14 protein-coding genes are annotated in these 15,750 nt (G+C 71.4%); 7 read left to right on the forward strand and 7 right to left on the reverse strand.

What is annotated here, in order from left to right:
* The first annotated feature begins 9 nt into the window (after positions 1-9).
* Positions 10-687 (forward strand): GNAT family N-acetyltransferase, encoded by a 678-nt coding sequence (locus tag ACFQ58_RS01435; RefSeq protein WP_376948813.1) that lies wholly within the window; start codon positions 10-12, stop codon positions 685-687.
* Positions 688-897: 210 nt separating this feature from the next.
* Here the strand turns inward: ACFQ58_RS01435 and ACFQ58_RS01440 are convergent, their stop codons facing one another.
* Positions 898-2,283: a glycine--tRNA ligase gene (locus tag ACFQ58_RS01440; protein WP_376948815.1), complete on the reverse strand. Its 1,386-nt coding sequence runs from the start codon at positions 2,281-2,283 to the stop codon at positions 898-900.
* A gap of 194 nt (positions 2,284-2,477) precedes the next feature.
* Between ACFQ58_RS01440 and ACFQ58_RS01445 the strand changes: the two genes are divergently transcribed.
* The 3 genes from ACFQ58_RS01445 (at position 2,478) to ACFQ58_RS01455 (ending at position 5,527) form a co-directional block, all read left to right on the forward strand.
* A complete protein-coding gene (locus tag ACFQ58_RS01445) occupies positions 2,478-3,260 on the forward strand; it encodes a polysaccharide deacetylase family protein (protein WP_376948817.1) in 783 nt (260 codons plus the stop codon).
* Between the two features lie 28 nt (positions 3,261-3,288).
* Positions 3,289-3,696 (forward strand): NUDIX domain-containing protein, encoded by a 408-nt coding sequence (locus ACFQ58_RS01450; RefSeq protein WP_376948819.1) that lies wholly within the window; start codon positions 3,289-3,291, stop codon positions 3,694-3,696.
* 307 nt (positions 3,697-4,003) lie between these two features.
* A complete protein-coding gene (locus tag ACFQ58_RS01455) occupies positions 4,004-5,527 on the forward strand; it encodes an alpha/beta fold hydrolase (protein WP_376948821.1) in 1,524 nt (507 codons plus the stop codon).
* Between the two features lie 124 nt (positions 5,528-5,651).
* Here ACFQ58_RS01455 and ACFQ58_RS01460 read toward each other — a convergent pair whose 3' ends face one another.
* The 4 genes from ACFQ58_RS01460 to ACFQ58_RS01475 form a co-directional block, all read right to left on the reverse strand.
* Entirely contained in the window at positions 5,652-6,557 is a 906-nt protein-coding gene (locus ACFQ58_RS01460) for a serine hydrolase (RefSeq protein WP_376948823.1), read from the reverse strand.
* Positions 6,558-6,652: 95 nt separating this feature from the next.
* Complete coding sequence (locus ACFQ58_RS01465) at positions 6,653-8,629, reverse strand: M13 family metallopeptidase (protein WP_376948825.1); 1,977 nt, start codon at positions 8,627-8,629, stop codon at positions 6,653-6,655.
* A 70-nt stretch (positions 8,630-8,699) separates the two neighbouring features.
* The gene (locus tag ACFQ58_RS01470; protein WP_376948827.1) at positions 8,700-9,404 is read right to left on the reverse strand and encodes a potassium channel family protein; all 705 of its coding nucleotides are present in this window, start codon (positions 9,402-9,404) and stop codon (positions 8,700-8,702) included.
* Positions 9,397-10,746, reverse strand: coding sequence for a TrkH family potassium uptake protein (locus tag ACFQ58_RS01475; protein ID WP_376950314.1), 1,350 nt, complete (start codon positions 10,744-10,746; stop codon positions 9,397-9,399). Before ACFQ58_RS01475 ends, ACFQ58_RS01470 begins: the two co-directional genes overlap by 8 nt.
* A 116-nt stretch (positions 10,747-10,862) precedes the next feature.
* On the opposite strand from ACFQ58_RS01475, the gene ACFQ58_RS01480 reads away from it, so the two are divergent.
* The 3 genes from ACFQ58_RS01480 to ACFQ58_RS01490 all read left to right on the forward strand — a co-directional run bounded on the left by ACFQ58_RS01480 (position 10,863) and on the right by ACFQ58_RS01490 (position 13,404).
* Positions 10,863-11,237: a YccF domain-containing protein gene (locus ACFQ58_RS01480; RefSeq protein ID WP_376948829.1), complete on the forward strand. Its 375-nt coding sequence runs from the start codon at positions 10,863-10,865 to the stop codon at positions 11,235-11,237.
* Complete coding sequence (locus ACFQ58_RS01485) at positions 11,234-12,604, forward strand: MATE family efflux transporter (protein ID WP_376948831.1); 1,371 nt, start codon at positions 11,234-11,236, stop codon at positions 12,602-12,604. The genes ACFQ58_RS01480 and ACFQ58_RS01485 overlap by 4 nt, the downstream gene beginning before the upstream one ends.
* A 71-nt stretch (positions 12,605-12,675) precedes the next feature.
* A complete protein-coding gene (locus ACFQ58_RS01490; RefSeq protein WP_376948833.1) occupies positions 12,676-13,404 on the forward strand; it encodes a head GIN domain-containing protein in 729 nt (242 codons plus the stop codon).
* Positions 13,405-13,410: 6 nt separating this feature from the next.
* Here the strand turns inward: ACFQ58_RS01490 and ACFQ58_RS01495 are convergent, their stop codons facing one another.
* Both ACFQ58_RS01495 and ACFQ58_RS01500 read right to left on the reverse strand, forming a co-directional pair.
* Positions 13,411-14,484 (reverse strand): LacI family DNA-binding transcriptional regulator, encoded by a 1,074-nt coding sequence (locus ACFQ58_RS01495; protein WP_376950315.1) that lies wholly within the window; start codon positions 14,482-14,484, stop codon positions 13,411-13,413.
* 78 nt (positions 14,485-14,562) lie between these two features.
* Positions 14,563-15,750: a glycine C-acetyltransferase gene (locus ACFQ58_RS01500; RefSeq protein ID WP_376948835.1), complete on the reverse strand. Its 1,188-nt coding sequence runs from the start codon at positions 15,748-15,750 to the stop codon at positions 14,563-14,565.

The raw sequence follows: 15,750 nt of genomic DNA on the forward strand, positions 1-15,750 counted from the left end.
TGCGTGACGATGCACGCCCTCCCCGACGAAGCCGCCGACGCCGGCCCGCCCGCGCTGCGCCTTCCGTTCGACATGGCCGTGCTCGACCACCGGCCGCTGCACACCGAGCGGATGGTGCTGCGCCCGCTCGCGGCATCCGACGCCGACGACGTGTGGGAGTACCAGCGCCTGCCCGACGTGCTCCGCTACATCCCGTGGCCCCAGCGCAACCGGGACGAGGCCGCCGAGCACACCCGCGTGCGGGCCGCCATGCGCCGGCTCGAGGCCGACGGCGACGCGGTCTTCCTCGCGATGGTGCTCAGGGGCGAGCCGTCGACGCAGGAGGTCGCGCTCGGGCATCCCCGCCCTGATCGCGTCGTCGGCGACCTCATGATCCGGCTCGGCAGCCGGCAGCACGCGCAGCTCGAGGTCGGCTGGGTCGTCCACTCCGGCTTCCAGGGGCGCGGCCTCGCGGCCGAGGGCGCCGCCGTGCTGCTCGACCTCGCATTCGGTCGGCTCGCCGCGCACCGCGTCTTCGCCCACCTCGACGTGCGGAACGCGGCATCCGCCCGGCTCTGCGAACGCCTCGGCCTGCGTCGCGAGGCGACCCTGGTCGAGGACCAGTACGACGACGACGGATGGGTCGACACCGCCGTGTACGCGATGCTCCGCCGCGAGTGGCGCGCCCTCCGCGCCCCGCGCGCCTGACGCGCGAGCGCGAGCACCACGCATCCTCGCGAGAACCCACGCGATTCCCGGGTTTCCGCGGCTGCACCCGCGCGAACTCGGGATTCGCGAGTGGTCACGTCCGCCTGAAACGCGCGAGTCCCGGGTTCCCGCGGGTCGACCCGCAACAACTCGGGAGTCGCGAGCGAGGGATGGTGCGACGCGAGCGCAGCGCGCGCGCGGCGCGGCGACCTACGCCCCGAGCAGGCGCGTCCCGAGGTACGTCTGCAGCTCGGCGAGCGGCACGCGCTCCTGCTGCATCGTGTCGCGGTCGCGCACCGTCACGGCGTCGTCGTCGAGCGAGTCGAAGTCGACCGTGACGCAGAACGGCGTGCCGATCTCGTCCTGGCGGCGGTAGCGGCGGCCGATCGCGCCGGCGTCGTCGAACTCGACATTCCAGAGCTTGCGCAGGTTGGCGGCGACCTCGCGCGCGAGCGGCGAGAGGCGCTCGTTGCGCGAGAGCGGCAGCACGGCGGCCTTCACGGGCGCGAGGCGCGGGTCGAGCTTGAGCACGGTGCGCGAGTCGGTGCCGCCCTTCGCGTTCGGCACCTCTTCGACGTGGTACGCATCGACGAGGAACGCCATGAGCGAGCGCGTGAGGCCGGCCGCGGGCTCGATCACGTACGGCGTCCAGCGCTCGTTGCGCGACTGGTCGAAGAACGAGAGGTCCTTGCCGGAGTGCTCGGCGTGCGTCGACAGGTCGAAGTCGGTGCGGTTCGCGACGCCCTCGAGCTCGCCCCACTCGCCGCCGGTGAAGCCGAAGCGGTACTCGATGTCGACCGTGCGCTTGGAGTAGTGGCTGAGCTTGTCCTTCGGGTGCTCGAACAGGCGCAGGTTCTCGGGGTCGATGCCGAGGTCGACGTACCACTGCAGGCGGGCGTCGATCCAGTACTGGTGCCATTCCTCGTCGGTGCCGGGCTCGACGAAGTACTCCATCTCCATCTGCTCGAACTCGCGCGTGCGGAAGATGAAGTTGCCGGGCGTGATCTCGTTGCGGAACGACTTGCCGATCTGGCCGATGCCGAACGGCGGCTTCATGCGGGCGGCCTGCAGCACGTTGCCGAAGTTCACGAAGATGCCCTGCGCGGTCTCGGGGCGCAGGTAGTGCAGGCCGGCCGCGTCGTCGACTGGGCCGAGGAAGGTCTTGAGCAGGCCCGAGAACGCGCGGGGCTCGGTCCACTGGCCGCGCGTGCCGCAATTGGGGCAGACGATGTCGCCGAGGCCGTTCTCGGGCGCGCGGCCCTTCTTCTCCTCGTACGCCTCGATGAGGTGGTCCTCGCGGAAGCGCTTGTGGCAGTGCAGGCACTCGATCAGCGGGTCGGTGAACACCTCGACATGGCCCGACGCCTCCCACACCTGACGGGGCAGGATGACGCTCGAGTCGAGGCCGACGACGTCGTCGCGGCCCTGCACGACGGTGCGCCACCACTGGCGCTTGATGTTCTCCTTGAGCTCGACGCCCAGGGGGCCGTAGTCCCAGGCCGACCGGGATCCGCCGTAGATCTCACCCGCCTGGAAGACGAAGCCCCGGTGCTGGGCGAGGGTGATGACGGCGTCGAGACGGCTGGGTGCGGCCACGGTGGCTCCAATGGTCCTGGTGTGTGCGTGGGGGTCGGGGCGAATTCGCCCGAAGTCCCGTCCATCCTACGAAATGCGAGAGGGGGCGGATGTCGCGGGATCCGCGCCGCACGGGCGCCGCGACCGGCGACGGCACCCGGACTGGTGTACAACGGCCGCGAGGCGTCGGAACGCCGGCACCGGTGGGGAGCACGATGGGCAGCCTGACGCGCCGCGCGCTGCTCGCGGGGCTGGGCCTGGGCGCCGCGGCCGTCCTCGTCAAGTGCGCGGCGGACGGGCAGTCGACAGCATCAGATCCGGCACCCGAGCCGGTGCTCGCCGCGGGGCCCGACCTCGACCGCGTCCCCGTGCCGCCCGGCGCGCTCACGGCCCTGCCGCCCGAGGCGGGCGACGTGATGGCCTGGACCGTCGACGACGGCACCGATTCGGCCGTGGTCGCCGCCTACACCGCATTCGCGGCGCGCAGCGGCATCCGCCTCACCTACTTCGTGAACGGAACCTACGCCTCGTGGGACGAGAACGCCGACGCGATACGGCCGCTCGTCGAGAGCGGGCAGATCCAGCTCGCCAACCACACGTGGTCGCATCCCGACCTCACGACGCTCGACGACGCGGGCATCCAGGCCGAGCTGCAGCGCAACCACGACTACCTCGCGTCCGTGTACGGCGTGGACGCGCGCCCGTACTTCCGCCCGCCGTACGGGCTGCACGACGGCCGCGTCGACGCCGCGGCCGCGGCGATCGGCTACACGGTGCCCACGCTCTGGTACGGCTCGCTCGGTGATTCCGGGGAGCTCAGCCAGCAGGCGATCATCGACCTGGCCGTCGAGTGGTTCGCCGCGGGCAGGATCATCATCGGCCACCTCAACCACGACCCCGTGACGCACGTGTTCCCGCGGCTCGAGTCGATCCTCGACGAGCGCGGGCTCACGACCGTCACGTTGAACGACGTGTTCACGAGCGAGCAGCACCCGTAGGGTTCCGGCGACTCCGTAGGCTGGGCGGATGCCGCAACCGCCCGACCTGCACGTCGCCGCCATCGCGCTCGTGCGCGACCGACGGGTCCTGATGGTCACGGCGCGCGGCCGCGACGTGCACTACATGCCGGGCGGCAAGATCGACCCGGGCGAGACGCCGGCGGAGGCGGCCGCGCGGGAAGCGCGTGAAGAGGTCGGCATCGCGCTCGATCCTGCGGGCCTCGCCGAGGCGTTCACCGTTCGCGAGCTCGCGCACGGCCAGGCCGAGGGCCGGCACGTGCTCATGCACGTCTTCCTCGCCGAGACGGATGCCGCGCCGGCACCCTCGGGCGAGGTGGGCGCGGTGCACTGGGTCGGCACCGCCGACGCGCACCGCTGCCCGCCGGCGGGCGTCGAGGTGCTGCGCCGCCTCGCGGCATCCGACCTCATCGACTGAACCCGAACCCGCGGGAGGAGATCGCGCGGACCGGAGGATCGATCCCGCGAAACCCTCCTCCCGAGCGCGCGATCTCCTCCCGACCCGACCAGGATGGGCCGGGCGGGCCGGCGGCCGGCGGAGTGACCGCGCGGCAGCGGTCGTACCGGCACGGGCAGCCGCGCAACCCCCTGCCGACGAAAGCGCGCCCGCGCAGCACCATCCGGCAGACTCGGTCTGAGGAGTTCACGCGCTGCTCAGGACGAGACGTCCGATCCGCTCCTGCGCAGCCTCCGTTCTCCTGAGGGGCGCGAGCGAAGGGGGCCGGGTGGACCGCATCCGCGAGTTCCGCCGCGGCGACGCGGTGACGGTCGTCACCGAGTCGGGCGGCGAGCGCGACGGCGCGACGACGTTCGTGCTCGTGCACGGCATCGGCATGGGGCACCGGTACTTCTCCGACCTCGCCGACGCCCTCGCCCGCGACGGCCGAGTGCTCGCGCTCGACCTACCCGGCTTCGGCGAGGCGCCCGAGCCGCGCCATCCGCAGACCATGTCGGAGGCCGGCGCCTACCTCGCCGAGCTGATCGAGGCCGAGGGGCTGCCGGCGCCGGTCGTGCTGGTCGGCCATTCGATGGGCACGCAGATCGTCGCTGAGACCGCCGCCCAGCGGCCGGACCTCGTCGCCTCGGTCGTGCTCATCGCGCCGACCGTGAACCCACGCGAGCGCTCCGGCGTCGTCCAGGCCATCCGCCTGCTCGAGGACCCCTCGCTGCTTCGCCCGAAGGTCGTGGTGGTCGGCCTCCGCATGTACCTCCAGGCCGGCCCGCGCTGGTACTTCAAGAAGCTGTACCAGATGCTCGCGCACCGCATCGAGCTGGTGCTGCCGGATGTCGCGGCGCCGACGCTCGTCATCCGCGGCGAGCACGACCGCCTCGCGCCGCGCCCGTGGGCCGAGGAGGTCGCGAACATCCTGCCCGACGGCCGCTTCGTCGAGGTGCCCGACCGCGGACACGAGACGATGGTCACGGCGGGCGAGCGCGTCGCCGAGCTCATCGAGGCGCACGCACGCGGGGAGGCGGTGGGCCGCGAGGTCGAGCGGGTGTCGCTGCCCGAGGAGCCGTCGCACGTCGAACGCGCCTGGTGGTGGGCGGGCGACTACGTCTACGCCGGATGGCGCCAGGTCGCGATCGTGTTCGAAGGGTGGATCCCGCCGGCACGCTGGCGCACGGGCGACGCGAGCCTGCCCGAGATCGTGATGCTGCCCGGCATCTACGAGCACTGGTCGTTCATGCGGCCTCTCGGCGACGCCGTGAATCGTGCGGGCTACCGGGTGCGCGTCGTGCACGGCATGGGGACGAACCGCCGCGGCATCGCCGACACCGCGCGCCGGCTCGGCCGCGCGCTCGCCAAGGTGCCGGTGCCGCCGGCGGGCCGGGTGATCGTCGCCCACAGCAAGGGCGGCCTGGTCGCCAAGCAGCTGCTGGTGTCCGAGCCGGATGCCGCGCCCGCCGGCGCACGCGGCCTCCTGGGACTGGTCGCCATCACCACGCCGTTCGCGGGTTCGCGTCTCGCCCGGCTCCTCATCGACCCGAGCGTGCGCGCGCTGCTGCCCAGCGACGAGACCATCGTGATGCTCGGCCGCGCGTCATCCGTCAACTCGCGGATCGTCTCGGTGTTCGGGCGCTTCGACCCGCACATCCCCGACGGCAGCGTGCTCGACGGCGCGACCAACATCCGCGTGCCCGTACCCGGGCACTTCCGCGTGCTCGGCGCCTCCGTGACGCACCGCGCGGTGCTCGAGGGCATCGACCGCCTCACGCGGGCCGCGGTCGACGCACCCGCGGCCGAGTAGCCGGGCGGATGCCGCGTGGCGTGAGGATCGCGGCATCCACCCGAACCTTCCTCAGGTATGCGCCCGTGCCCGGCACGCGGCAACCCCCCAATTCAGGTGGGCGATCGGCGCGGCGGTGCGATGCTCAGTGCACGTACTCGAGCAGGTCGGCGCCGACCTGCCGCATGCCGTCGAGCACAGCCAGCCGCGACGCGAGCATGGTGTCGGCGAAGTACATCGAGACCGCGTAGGCGACGCTCGCACGGGGACCGCGCAGCACGCCGACCTCGCTGCGCACGCCGCCGTCGGTGCCCGTCTTGTTCATCAGCAGCAGGTTGTGGTCGGGCATCCGGTGCGCGAGCGGGTCGAGGCCGAAGGCCGCCGCGACCATCGAGAGGTCGGCGTTGAGCGAGAGCCAGCCGACGACCCGCTGCGAGACCTCGGGGCTGACGATCTCGCCCCGCGCGAGCGAGGCGAACAGCCAGGTGAGCTCCTTCGCCGATCCGATCGAGAGCTGCGGCGCGTCGTCGGGCCCCCGATGGTCGCGCACCAGGTCGAGCAGTGCCGTGCGCGTCAACCCGAGCGCCTCGGTCCGGGCGCGCACGGCCTCGAGCCCGATGTGCCGGATGAGGACGTTCGTGGCGAGGTTGTCGCTCGTCGCGCCGACCATCGCGGCGAGGTCGGCCATGGGCAGCGACGGCGTCTGCAGGTGCTGCCAGATGCCCGAGTCGCCGACCGCGTCGCGCGGCGCCCGGTCGAGCACGGTGAACGCCTCGGGACTCGCGTGCCCGAGTCGCGAGGCGACCTCGACGAGCAGGAGCACCTTGCCGATCGACGCGGTCGGCATCACCACGTGGTCGTCGACCGAGAACAGCACGCGACCCGTCGCCAGGTCGGTCGCCCGCGCCGACACCTGCACGCCCGCGAGCGCCAACTCGCCCAGCGTGTCGAAGCCGCGCGAGAAGTCCTCGTTCGGTTCGTCGGCTCGGCGGCGTCCTCGATTGATGCTGGCATGTCGAGCACGGCGCTCGGATTCCTGCGACGAGGTCACCACGACGGTACAGGCGGCTTTCGTTCGGGTCGCGCGCTCCCCCACCGCGGCCAAGCGGTGCGTGCGACGGGATGGACGGCGGTTTGGGCGGGGCGCTACCAGATGCGCACGCGCTCGGCCGGATCGAGCCAGAGCGCGTCATCGGAAGTGACCTCGAAGCCAGTGTAGAACTCGTCGATGTTGCGGACGATCTGGTTGCAGCGGAATTCGTTCGGCGAGTGCGGATCGATCGCGAGCAGGCGGATGACCTCCTCGTCGCGGCCCTTCAACTGCCACGCCTGCGCCCACGAGAGGAAGAACCGCTGGGCGCCCGACATGCCGTCGATCACCGGTGGCTTCTTCTTCCCGAGCGAGAGCTGGTACGCCTTCAACGCGATCGCGAGGCCGCCGAGGTCTCCGATGTTCTCGCCGATCGTCAGGGCGCCGTTGACGTGGTGCTCGCCGTCGGGAGACGCCTCGAGCTGCTCGGGCACGAGCGCGTCGTACTGGTCGATCAGTGCCTTCGTGCGCTCCTCGAACGCCGCGCGGTCGGCCTCGGTCCACCAGTCGATGAGGCGCCCGTCGCCGTCGAAGCGCGAACCCTGGTCGTCGAAGCCGTGACCGATCTCGTGCCCGATCACCGCGCCGATCGCGCCGTAGTTCGACGCGGCGTCGCGCTCGGGGTCGAAGAACGGGAACTGCAGGATGGCGGCCGGGAACACGATCTCGTTGAAGCCCGGGTTGTAGTAGGCGTTGATCGTCTGCGGCGTCATGAACCACTCGTCGCGGTCGATGGGCTCGCCGATCTTGCCGAGCTGTCGAAGGAACTCGAACTCGGCCGCGGCGCGGACATTCGCGACGAGGTCGTCGGCGGAGACCGCCATGGTCGAGTAGTCGCGCCACTTCACGGGGTAGCCGATCTTCGGCGTGAACTTCTCGAGCTTGTCGAGCGCCTTCGCGCGGGTCTCCTCGCCCATCCACTCGAGTTCGGAGATCGACCGCCGGTATGCCTCCACGAGGTTCGCGACGAGTTCGTCCATCGCCTCCTTCGCCGCCGGCGGGAAGTGCCGTTCGACGTAGATCCGGCCGACGGCCTCGCCCATGGAGGCCTCGACGAACGACACGCCGCGCTTCCATCGCTCGCGCAGCTCGGGCGTCCCTGTGAGCGTGCGGCCGTAGAAGTCGAAGTTCGCCTCGACGAAGTCGGACGAGAGGTACGCGGCGCTCGACCTGATGACCTGCCAGGCGAGCCAGTCGCGCCACGCCGGGAGCCGGTCGTCGGTGAGCAGCCGGCCGACGCCCTCGACGAAGCTGGGCTGGCGCACGACGAGCTCGTCGAAGGCGCGCGCCGGGACGCCCATGGCGTTGCGCCACAGGTCCAGGTCGACGGATGCCGCGGCCGCGACATCCGCCCACGGCATCAGGTTGTACGTCTTCTGGCTGTCGCGCGAGTCGACGTTGGTCCAGTGCGCGGCGGCGACCTCGGTCTCGAGGTCGAACACGCGCCGGGCCCGGCCGGCCGGATCGTCGAGCTTCGCGAGCCCGAACATGCGCTCGAGGTGGGCGAGGTACTTCTCGCGGATCGGCGCGAACCGCTCCTCGCGGAAGTAGCTCTCGTCGGGCAGCCCGATGCCGCCCTGCTCGACGAAGACGAGGTAGCGCTCGGGATCGCCGGGGTCGTTGTCGACGAACAGCTGCGCGAAGCCGGAGACGCCCTGGCGCTCGAGCCGGCCGGCCGTCTCGAGCAGCTGCTCGACGGTGCCCGGAAGGGACGCCTCGACGAGCTGCCCCGCGATCGGCGTCGCCCCGAGCAGTTCGGCGCGCTCCTCGTTCATGAACGACGCGTACAGGTCGCCGACCTTGCGGGCCTCGGTGCCGGGCTCGGCCTGCTGCGACTCCTGGATGATCTCGCGGACGGCCTTCTCGGCCTCCTCGTAGAGCACGATGAAGCTGCCGTAGCGCGCCTTGTCGGCGGGGATCTCGGTGCGGGCGATCCACTTGCCGTTGACGTGCCGGAACAGGTCGTCCTGTGGGCGCACGTCGGGGTCGAGTTCGTCGAGGATGATGCCGGAGGGCGTCGTCGCAGCGCTCATCCCCACAGCCTATGCGGCGGGTCGCTTCGAAGCGGCTGAACGGATGGCGCGACGGCGCGCCATCCGCCCGTCACCGCAACTGGGCGAAGCCCTCGGCCTTGCGCGTGGGCCCCACGATGAGGATGGTGTCGCCCTCGCTCAGCACGGTCTCGGCGTCGGCGTTGTGCCATTCGCCGCCGGGCTTCTTGAATGCCGCGATGGTGACGCCGAACTCCTTGCGCAGGCCGGTCTTCCCGAGCGGGATGCCGTGGAGCCGCGCCGGCGGGATGGACTTCACGATCGCGTACCCGCGGTCGATCTCGATGTAGTCCTGCGCGGCGCCGCGGACCAGGTGCGCGACGCGCCGGCCCATCTCGGCCTCGGGACGGATCACGCGGTGCACGCCGAGCTGCTCGAGGATGAGCGCGTGCTGCTCGGTGACGGCCTTCGCCCAGATGCCGGGCACCTTCATGCCGAGCAGCACGGAACAGGTGAGGATCGACGCGGTGATGTCGGACCCGATCGCGACGACCACCCGGTCGAACTCGTCGACCGCCAGCTGCTGCAGCGCCTCGCTCTTCGTCGAGTCGGCGCGCACGACCTGGGTCAGCACGCCGTTGAGCGACTGCACGATCTCCTCGTCGGCGTCGATGCCGAGTACTTCGGTGCCGCCCGCCATGAGCTCGAGCGCCAAGGACGTGCCGAACCGTCCGAGTCCGATGACCGCGACCGAATCGGCCTCGGCGATGCGGCGCGACGTGTCCGATGCGCCGCCGAAGAGCGTGAACCTAGCCAATCGCGGGCCTTTCCTTCGGGAGTTCGTACAGGATGCGGCGGTCGCGGAGCGCGATCGCGGTGCCGAGCGTGAGGGGACCGAGTCGCCCGGCGAACATGAGGACGACCAGGACGGCCTGCTCGATGTCGGCGAAGTCCCCCGTGATGCCGGTCGACAGGCCGACCGTCGCGAACGCCGAGATCACCTCGAACAGCACGACGTCGAACGTGAGGCCCGTGAGCAGCATGAGCACCACGGTCGCCGACATGACGGCCCCGACGGCGATGAGCACCACGGTGATCGCCTGGCGGTGCACCGCCCGCGAGAGGCGCTTGCCGAAGATGTTCACGGCGCCCTCACCGCGCAGCTCGGTCATCAGGATGAAGAAGAGCACCGCGAACGTGGTGACCTTGATCCCACCCGCCGTGCCCGCCGGACCGCCGCCGATGAACATGAGCACGTCCATGCCGACCCAGCTCTCGTCGCGCATCAGGCCGGTGTCGACGGTGTTGTACCCGGAGCTCCGCGTCTGGACCGAGGCGAAGAATCCGGCGAGGATCTTCGCGGCGGGGTTCAGCCGGCCGAACGTGTCGGGGTTGTCCCACTCGACCGCCGTCAGGTACGCGGTGCCCGCGAGCAGCAGGATCGGGGTCGCCCACAGCACGAGCTTCGTGTTCATCGACCAGTGCAGCGGGCGCGTGAGCTCCTTGCGCAGCTGCATGATCACCGGGAAGCCGAGTCCGCCCAGGATGATGGCGGCGCAGATCGGCAGGCAGATGAACGGGTCGTCGACGAACTGCATGAGGCTGTCGGAGTAGAGCGCGAAGCCGGCGTTGTTGAACGACGAGACCGAGTGGAACAGCGCGTACCAGGAGGCTTCGGCCGGCGAGTAGTCGTAGCCGAACAGGAACCGCGGGAAGAGGAACGCCCAGGTGACGGCCTCGATCGCGAACGAGATGAGCACGATGCCCCGGACCAGTCCGCGCACGTCGTCGTAGCCGACCGCCTTGGCCTCGGCCGCGGTGTTGAGGCGGGATCGCACGGACATCTTGCGCGCGAGCACGAGCCCGATGAGCGACGCGAAGATCATGATGCCGAGCCCGCCGAGCTGGATGAGCACCATGATCACGACGTGCCCGAGCAGGCTCCAGTGCGCCTGCGTGTCGACGACCGTGAGCCCGGTGACGCACACCGCGCTGGTCGACGTGAACAGCGCGGTGATGAACGACGTGCCGTCGGGGTTCACGGTCATGGGCGGCAACCACAGCAGCAGCGTGCCGACGGCCACCGTGATGGCGAACCCGACCACGACCGCCTGGGCAGGGTGGAGCCGGAATTTCCGCCTGACGCGGAGGCGCCGCATCGCGCGGACCGACTCCCGAGTGGTCACGGCCGCATCATACGCCCGGGCGCGGCGTGCGCGGCCGAGGCGCCGGGGCCCTCGCCAACGTCGGCGCGGGGTGCGAGGATCGAGCCACCATGAACACGATCCTCAACGTCATCTGGCTGGTGCTCGCGGGCATCTGGCTCTGGATCGGCTACATGCTCGCCGGCCTCCTCATGTGCGTGCTCATCGTGACGATCCCGTGGGGCATCGCGTCCTTCCGCATCGCCAACTACTCGCTGTGGCCGTTCGGGCGCGAGGTCGTCTCGAAGCCCCGCTCGGGCGTGCTCTCGTTCCTCGGCAACGTCGTCTGGGTGCTCCTCGCCGGCTGGTGGCTCGCGCTCGAGCACCTCATCACGGGCGTGATCATGTGCCTGACGATCATCGGCATCCCGCTGGGCATCGCCAACTTCAAGCTGATCCCCGTGTCGCTCGCGCCGCTCGGCAAGGAGATCGTCGAGTCCGAGTGAGCGACTCCTCCACCATCGACGTCGCCGCGCGCCGCGAGGTCGACCGCGACATCCTGCGGCTCGCCGTGCCCGCGCTCGGCGCGCTCGTCGCCGAGCCGCTGTTCCTGCTCGCCGACACCGCGATGATCGGGCACCTCGGCGCGGCACCGCTCGCGGGCCTCGGCCTGGCGAGCGCGGTGCTGCAGACGATCATCGGCCTCATGATCTTCCTCGCGTACGCGACGACGCCGTCGGTCGCCCGCCGGCTCGGGGCGGGCGACGAGCGTGGGGCGGTCGCCTCGGGGGTCGACGGGCTGTGGTTGGCCCTCGGGCTGGGCGCCGTGCTGGGCGTGCTCGGATGGCTTGCCTCGCCGTGGCTCGTGAGCGCCTTCGGCGCGTCCGCCGAGGTGTCCGCCCAGGCGACGACCTACCTCACGATCTCGATGGCCGGACTGCCGGCGATGCTCGTGGTGTTCGCGGCGACCGGCCTGCTGCGCGGCCTGCAGGACACGCGGACGCCGCTGTGGGTCGCGGGCCTCGGCTTCACCGCCAACATCGCGCTCAACGCGCTGTTCATCTACGGCCTCGGCTGGGGCATCGCCGGATCGGCGATCGGCACGGTCGTCGCGCAGTGGGGCATGGTGCTCGTCTACCTCGTCGTGATCGCGCGGCACGTGGCGCGGGTCGGCGCGAGCCCATGGCCGCACCACGCCGGCGTGCTGCGCGGCGCGAAGTCGGGCGGATGGCTCTTCCTCCGCACGCTGAGCCTCCGCGTGGCGCTGCTGCTCGCGACGTGGGCCGCGGCATCCCTCGGGCGCGATGAGCTCGCGGCGTACCAGGTCGCCATCACGATCTACTTCACGCTCGGCTTCGCGCTCGACGCGCTCGCGATCGCGGCGCAGGCACTCATCGGCAAGGGGCTCGGCGCGGGCGACGTCGCACACGTCCGTGCGGTCCTGCGTCGGTGCGTCGAGTGGGGCATCGGCGCCGGCGCCGTCATCGGCGCGCTCGTGATCGCGACCGCGTGGGTGCTGCCCGTCGTCTTCACGTCGTCGGCCGAGGTCGCGGCCCTGCTGCCGCCGTCGCTCGTCGTGCTCGGGCTGTCGGCGCCGCTCGGCGGGCTCGTGTTCGTGCTCGACGGCGTGCTGATCGGCGCGGGCGACGCGCGCTACCTGGCCTGGACCGGCGGCGTCAACCTCGCGGCGTTCGTGCCGCTCGCGTTCGCGGTCGTGTGGTGGGCGGATGCCTCGGGCGCAGCGGTGTCCGGCGCCGTCGCGCTCGCGGCCCTCACCGCGGCCTTCGCGATCGGGTACCTGGCCGCTCGTGCGGTGACGCTCGGGCTCCGCGCGCGCGGCCGGGCGTGGATCGTGACGGGCGCGCCCGCGTGACCAACGGCCCGCGGGCCGACGTCACGGCTCGCTAGCGTCGAGGCATCCCACACCCCGACGAAGGAGCCGCCATGTCCAGCCGACGTGCCACCGTTCCCCGCGTCGCCGGAGCCGTCGCGGTCGCCGCCTCGATGCTCGTCCTGACGGCGTGCGTGCCGTTCGTCACGGCGGGCGACCGCCGGACCGAGGACCGCGACATCGATGATGCCACCGAGGTCGAGCTGCGCAGCGGCGGCGACCTGACCATCCGCCTCGGCGACGAGCCGTCCTTCACCGTGACCGGCGGCGAGAACGTGCTCGATCGCCTCGTCGCCGAGAACGACGGTGACCGGCTCGTGATCGAGATGCGCCGCGGGCCGCTCATCGTCGGCGAGCGCGACCTCGACATCGAGGTCACCGTGACCTCGCTCGAATCCGTGATCATCAACGGGTCGGGCGACATCTCCGCCGAGTTCGGCGACGCCGAGGAGGTCACGGTCGACCTGCGCGGCTCGGGCGACATCGAGACCGATGAGCTCGACGCATCCTCGGTGCACCTGACGATCAGCGGCTCGGGCCAGATCGAGACCACGGGCAGCGCCGATGAGCTGAGGATCGACCTGAGCGGGTCGGGCGACATCGACGCGAGCGGCCTGAGCGCGACGACGGCGCAGGTGGTGCTCTCGGGTTCCGGCGAGATCTCGGTGGACGCGTCGGACACGCTCGACGTCACGCTCTCCGGGAGCGGCACCGTGCGCTACTCGGGGCGGCCCGAGGTGCGCAGCACCGTCTCGGGCTCGGGCGAGATCGCGCCCGAATAGTCGGCGTCAGGCGCGCGGCGCGGCGGTCGTGTCGCCGACGTGGAGCGTGCTCGTGAAGTCGGTGCCCGCGGCGGGCGCGCCGGACAGCATGCGGACGATCGCCTCGCCGGCCGCGCGACCCTTCGCCACCGACGGCTGCACGAGCGTCGTGAGGTCGTGCTGCAGTCCGTCCACGCGGATGCCGTCGAACCCGATCACGCTCACGTCCTCGGGCACGCGCAGGCCGAGCTCCTCGGCCGCCTGGATGACCCCGGCCGCGAGCAGGTCGCTCTGCGCGATGACCGCGGTCGGCCGTGTCGCGGCGTCGGCCAGGATGGCGCGACCCGCCTCGAGGCCCTCCTCGATCGAGCTCGCCGCGCCGACCTGCACTCGCAGGCCGGGGAAGACGTCGCGCGCGCCGCGCAGGCGCTCCACCGAGGTGTCGACCGTCGCGTCCGACTCCATCGCGGGGGTGAGCGTGCCGCGCGTGCGCGTGGGCTCGAACGGGAGCGTGACGGTCGCGACATCCGTGTGCCCCAGGTCGCGCAGGTGCTCGGCGCCGAGTCGCGTGGCGGCGCGGTTGTCGATCGTGATCTCGGGGATGTCGCCGCCGGGCGCTCCTTCGATGGCGACGATCGGGATGCCGCGCCGCTGGAGCGACTCGACCTGGCTCTGGAATCGCGGGCTGCAGCCGATGAGCACGACCGCGTCGAGCGGCGCGGTGTCGATGCTGACGGGTGCCTCGTCGTCGCCGGAGTCGGTCAGCAACAGCAGCCCGGCCTTGAGCGGCGCGATGCCCTCGGTGAGGCCGTCGAGCGTCTGGATCTTCACGGGGTCGAGGAATGCGGCGCGTACCCGCTCCTCGAGCACCACCCCCACGATGCCCGAGCGGCCGCGACGCAGCGAGCGTGCCCGCGGGTCGGGTCCGCCGTAGCCGAGCTCGGCCGCGGCGGCGAGCACGCGCTCCTTCGTGGCATCCGACACCGGCCCAGAGCCGCTGAACGCGAGCGACGCGGTCGAGGCCGACACGCCGGCCTTCGCGGCGACGTCGGCGAGCGTCACGCGCGGGAGGGCGCCGGTCTCGGGTGCGGGCGAATCGATGGTCACGGTCCGATTCTAGGTCGAATCGATTCGAGGATGAGGATTCCGCGATTCACGGGCGCGGTGCCGAGCCCATCGCTACGCCGCAGCGCCCACCGCGTCACGCGCCTCGGTGAACGCCGCGACGCACCGGCGGACCTCGTGCTCGGTGTGCGCCGCCGACAGCTGCACGCGGATGCGGGCCAGGCCCTTCGGCACGACCGGGTACGAGAAGGCCGTGACGTACACGCCGCGTTCCTGCAGGGCATCGGCGATGCGCGCGGTGAGCGCGGCGTCGCCGAACATCACCGGCACGATCGGGTGGGAACCGGGCAGCAGCTCGAAGCCCGCGTCCGCCATCAGCTCGCGGAACAGCGCGGCGTTCGCGACGAGCCGCTCCCGCAGGTCGCCCGACTCCGACACGAGCCGCAGCGCCTCGATGGTGCCCGCGACGATCGCCGGTGCGAGCGTGTTCGAGAAGAGGTACGGCCGTGCGCGCTGGCGCAGCAGGTCGACGATCTCCTGGCGGGCCGCGACGTAACCGCCGGATGCCCCGCCGAGCGCCTTGCCGAACGTGCCGGTCGTGATGTCGACCCGGCCCTCGACGCCGCAGTACTCGGGTGTTCCCCGACCGTGCTCGCCGACGAACCCGACGGCGTGGGAGTCGTCGACGAAGACGAGCGCGTCGTACTTCTCGGCCAGGTCGCAGATCTCCTGCAGCGGCGCGATGTAGCCGTCCATCGAGAACACGCCGTCGGTGACGATCACGCGGCGGCGCGCACCCGACGCCTCCTGCAGCTTCGCCTCGAGGTCGGCCATGTCGCGGTTGCGGTACCGGAACCGCTGCGCCTTCGACAGGCGGATGCCGTCGATGATCGACGCGTGGTTGAGCTCGTCGGAGATGATCGCATCATCGGGCCCGAAGAGCACCTCGAAGACGCCGCCGTTCGCGTCGAAGCACGACGAGAACAGGATCGTGTCGTCGTAACCCAGGAAGTCCGAGACCGCGCGCTCGAGCTCGAGGTGCAGCTCCTGCGTGCCGCAGATGAAGCGCACGCTCGCGAGCCCGTAGCCCCACTCGTCGAGACCGCGGTTGGCGGCGGCGACGATGCGCGGGTCGTTCGCGAGCCCGAGGTAGTTGTTCGCGCAGAAGTTCAGCACTTCGCGCCCGGCGACCTCGATCTCCGAGGACTGCGGGCCGTGGATGCCGCGCTCGCGCTTCGTGAGCCCGGCGGCCTCGATCTCGTCGAGCTCCGCCCGCAGCTGCTCCTTCACCGATCCGTACAC

Source organism: Agromyces sp. NPDC056523 (assembly GCF_042794545.1).
In the GTDB taxonomy this organism is placed as follows: domain Bacteria; phylum Actinomycetota; class Actinomycetes; order Actinomycetales; family Microbacteriaceae; genus Agromyces.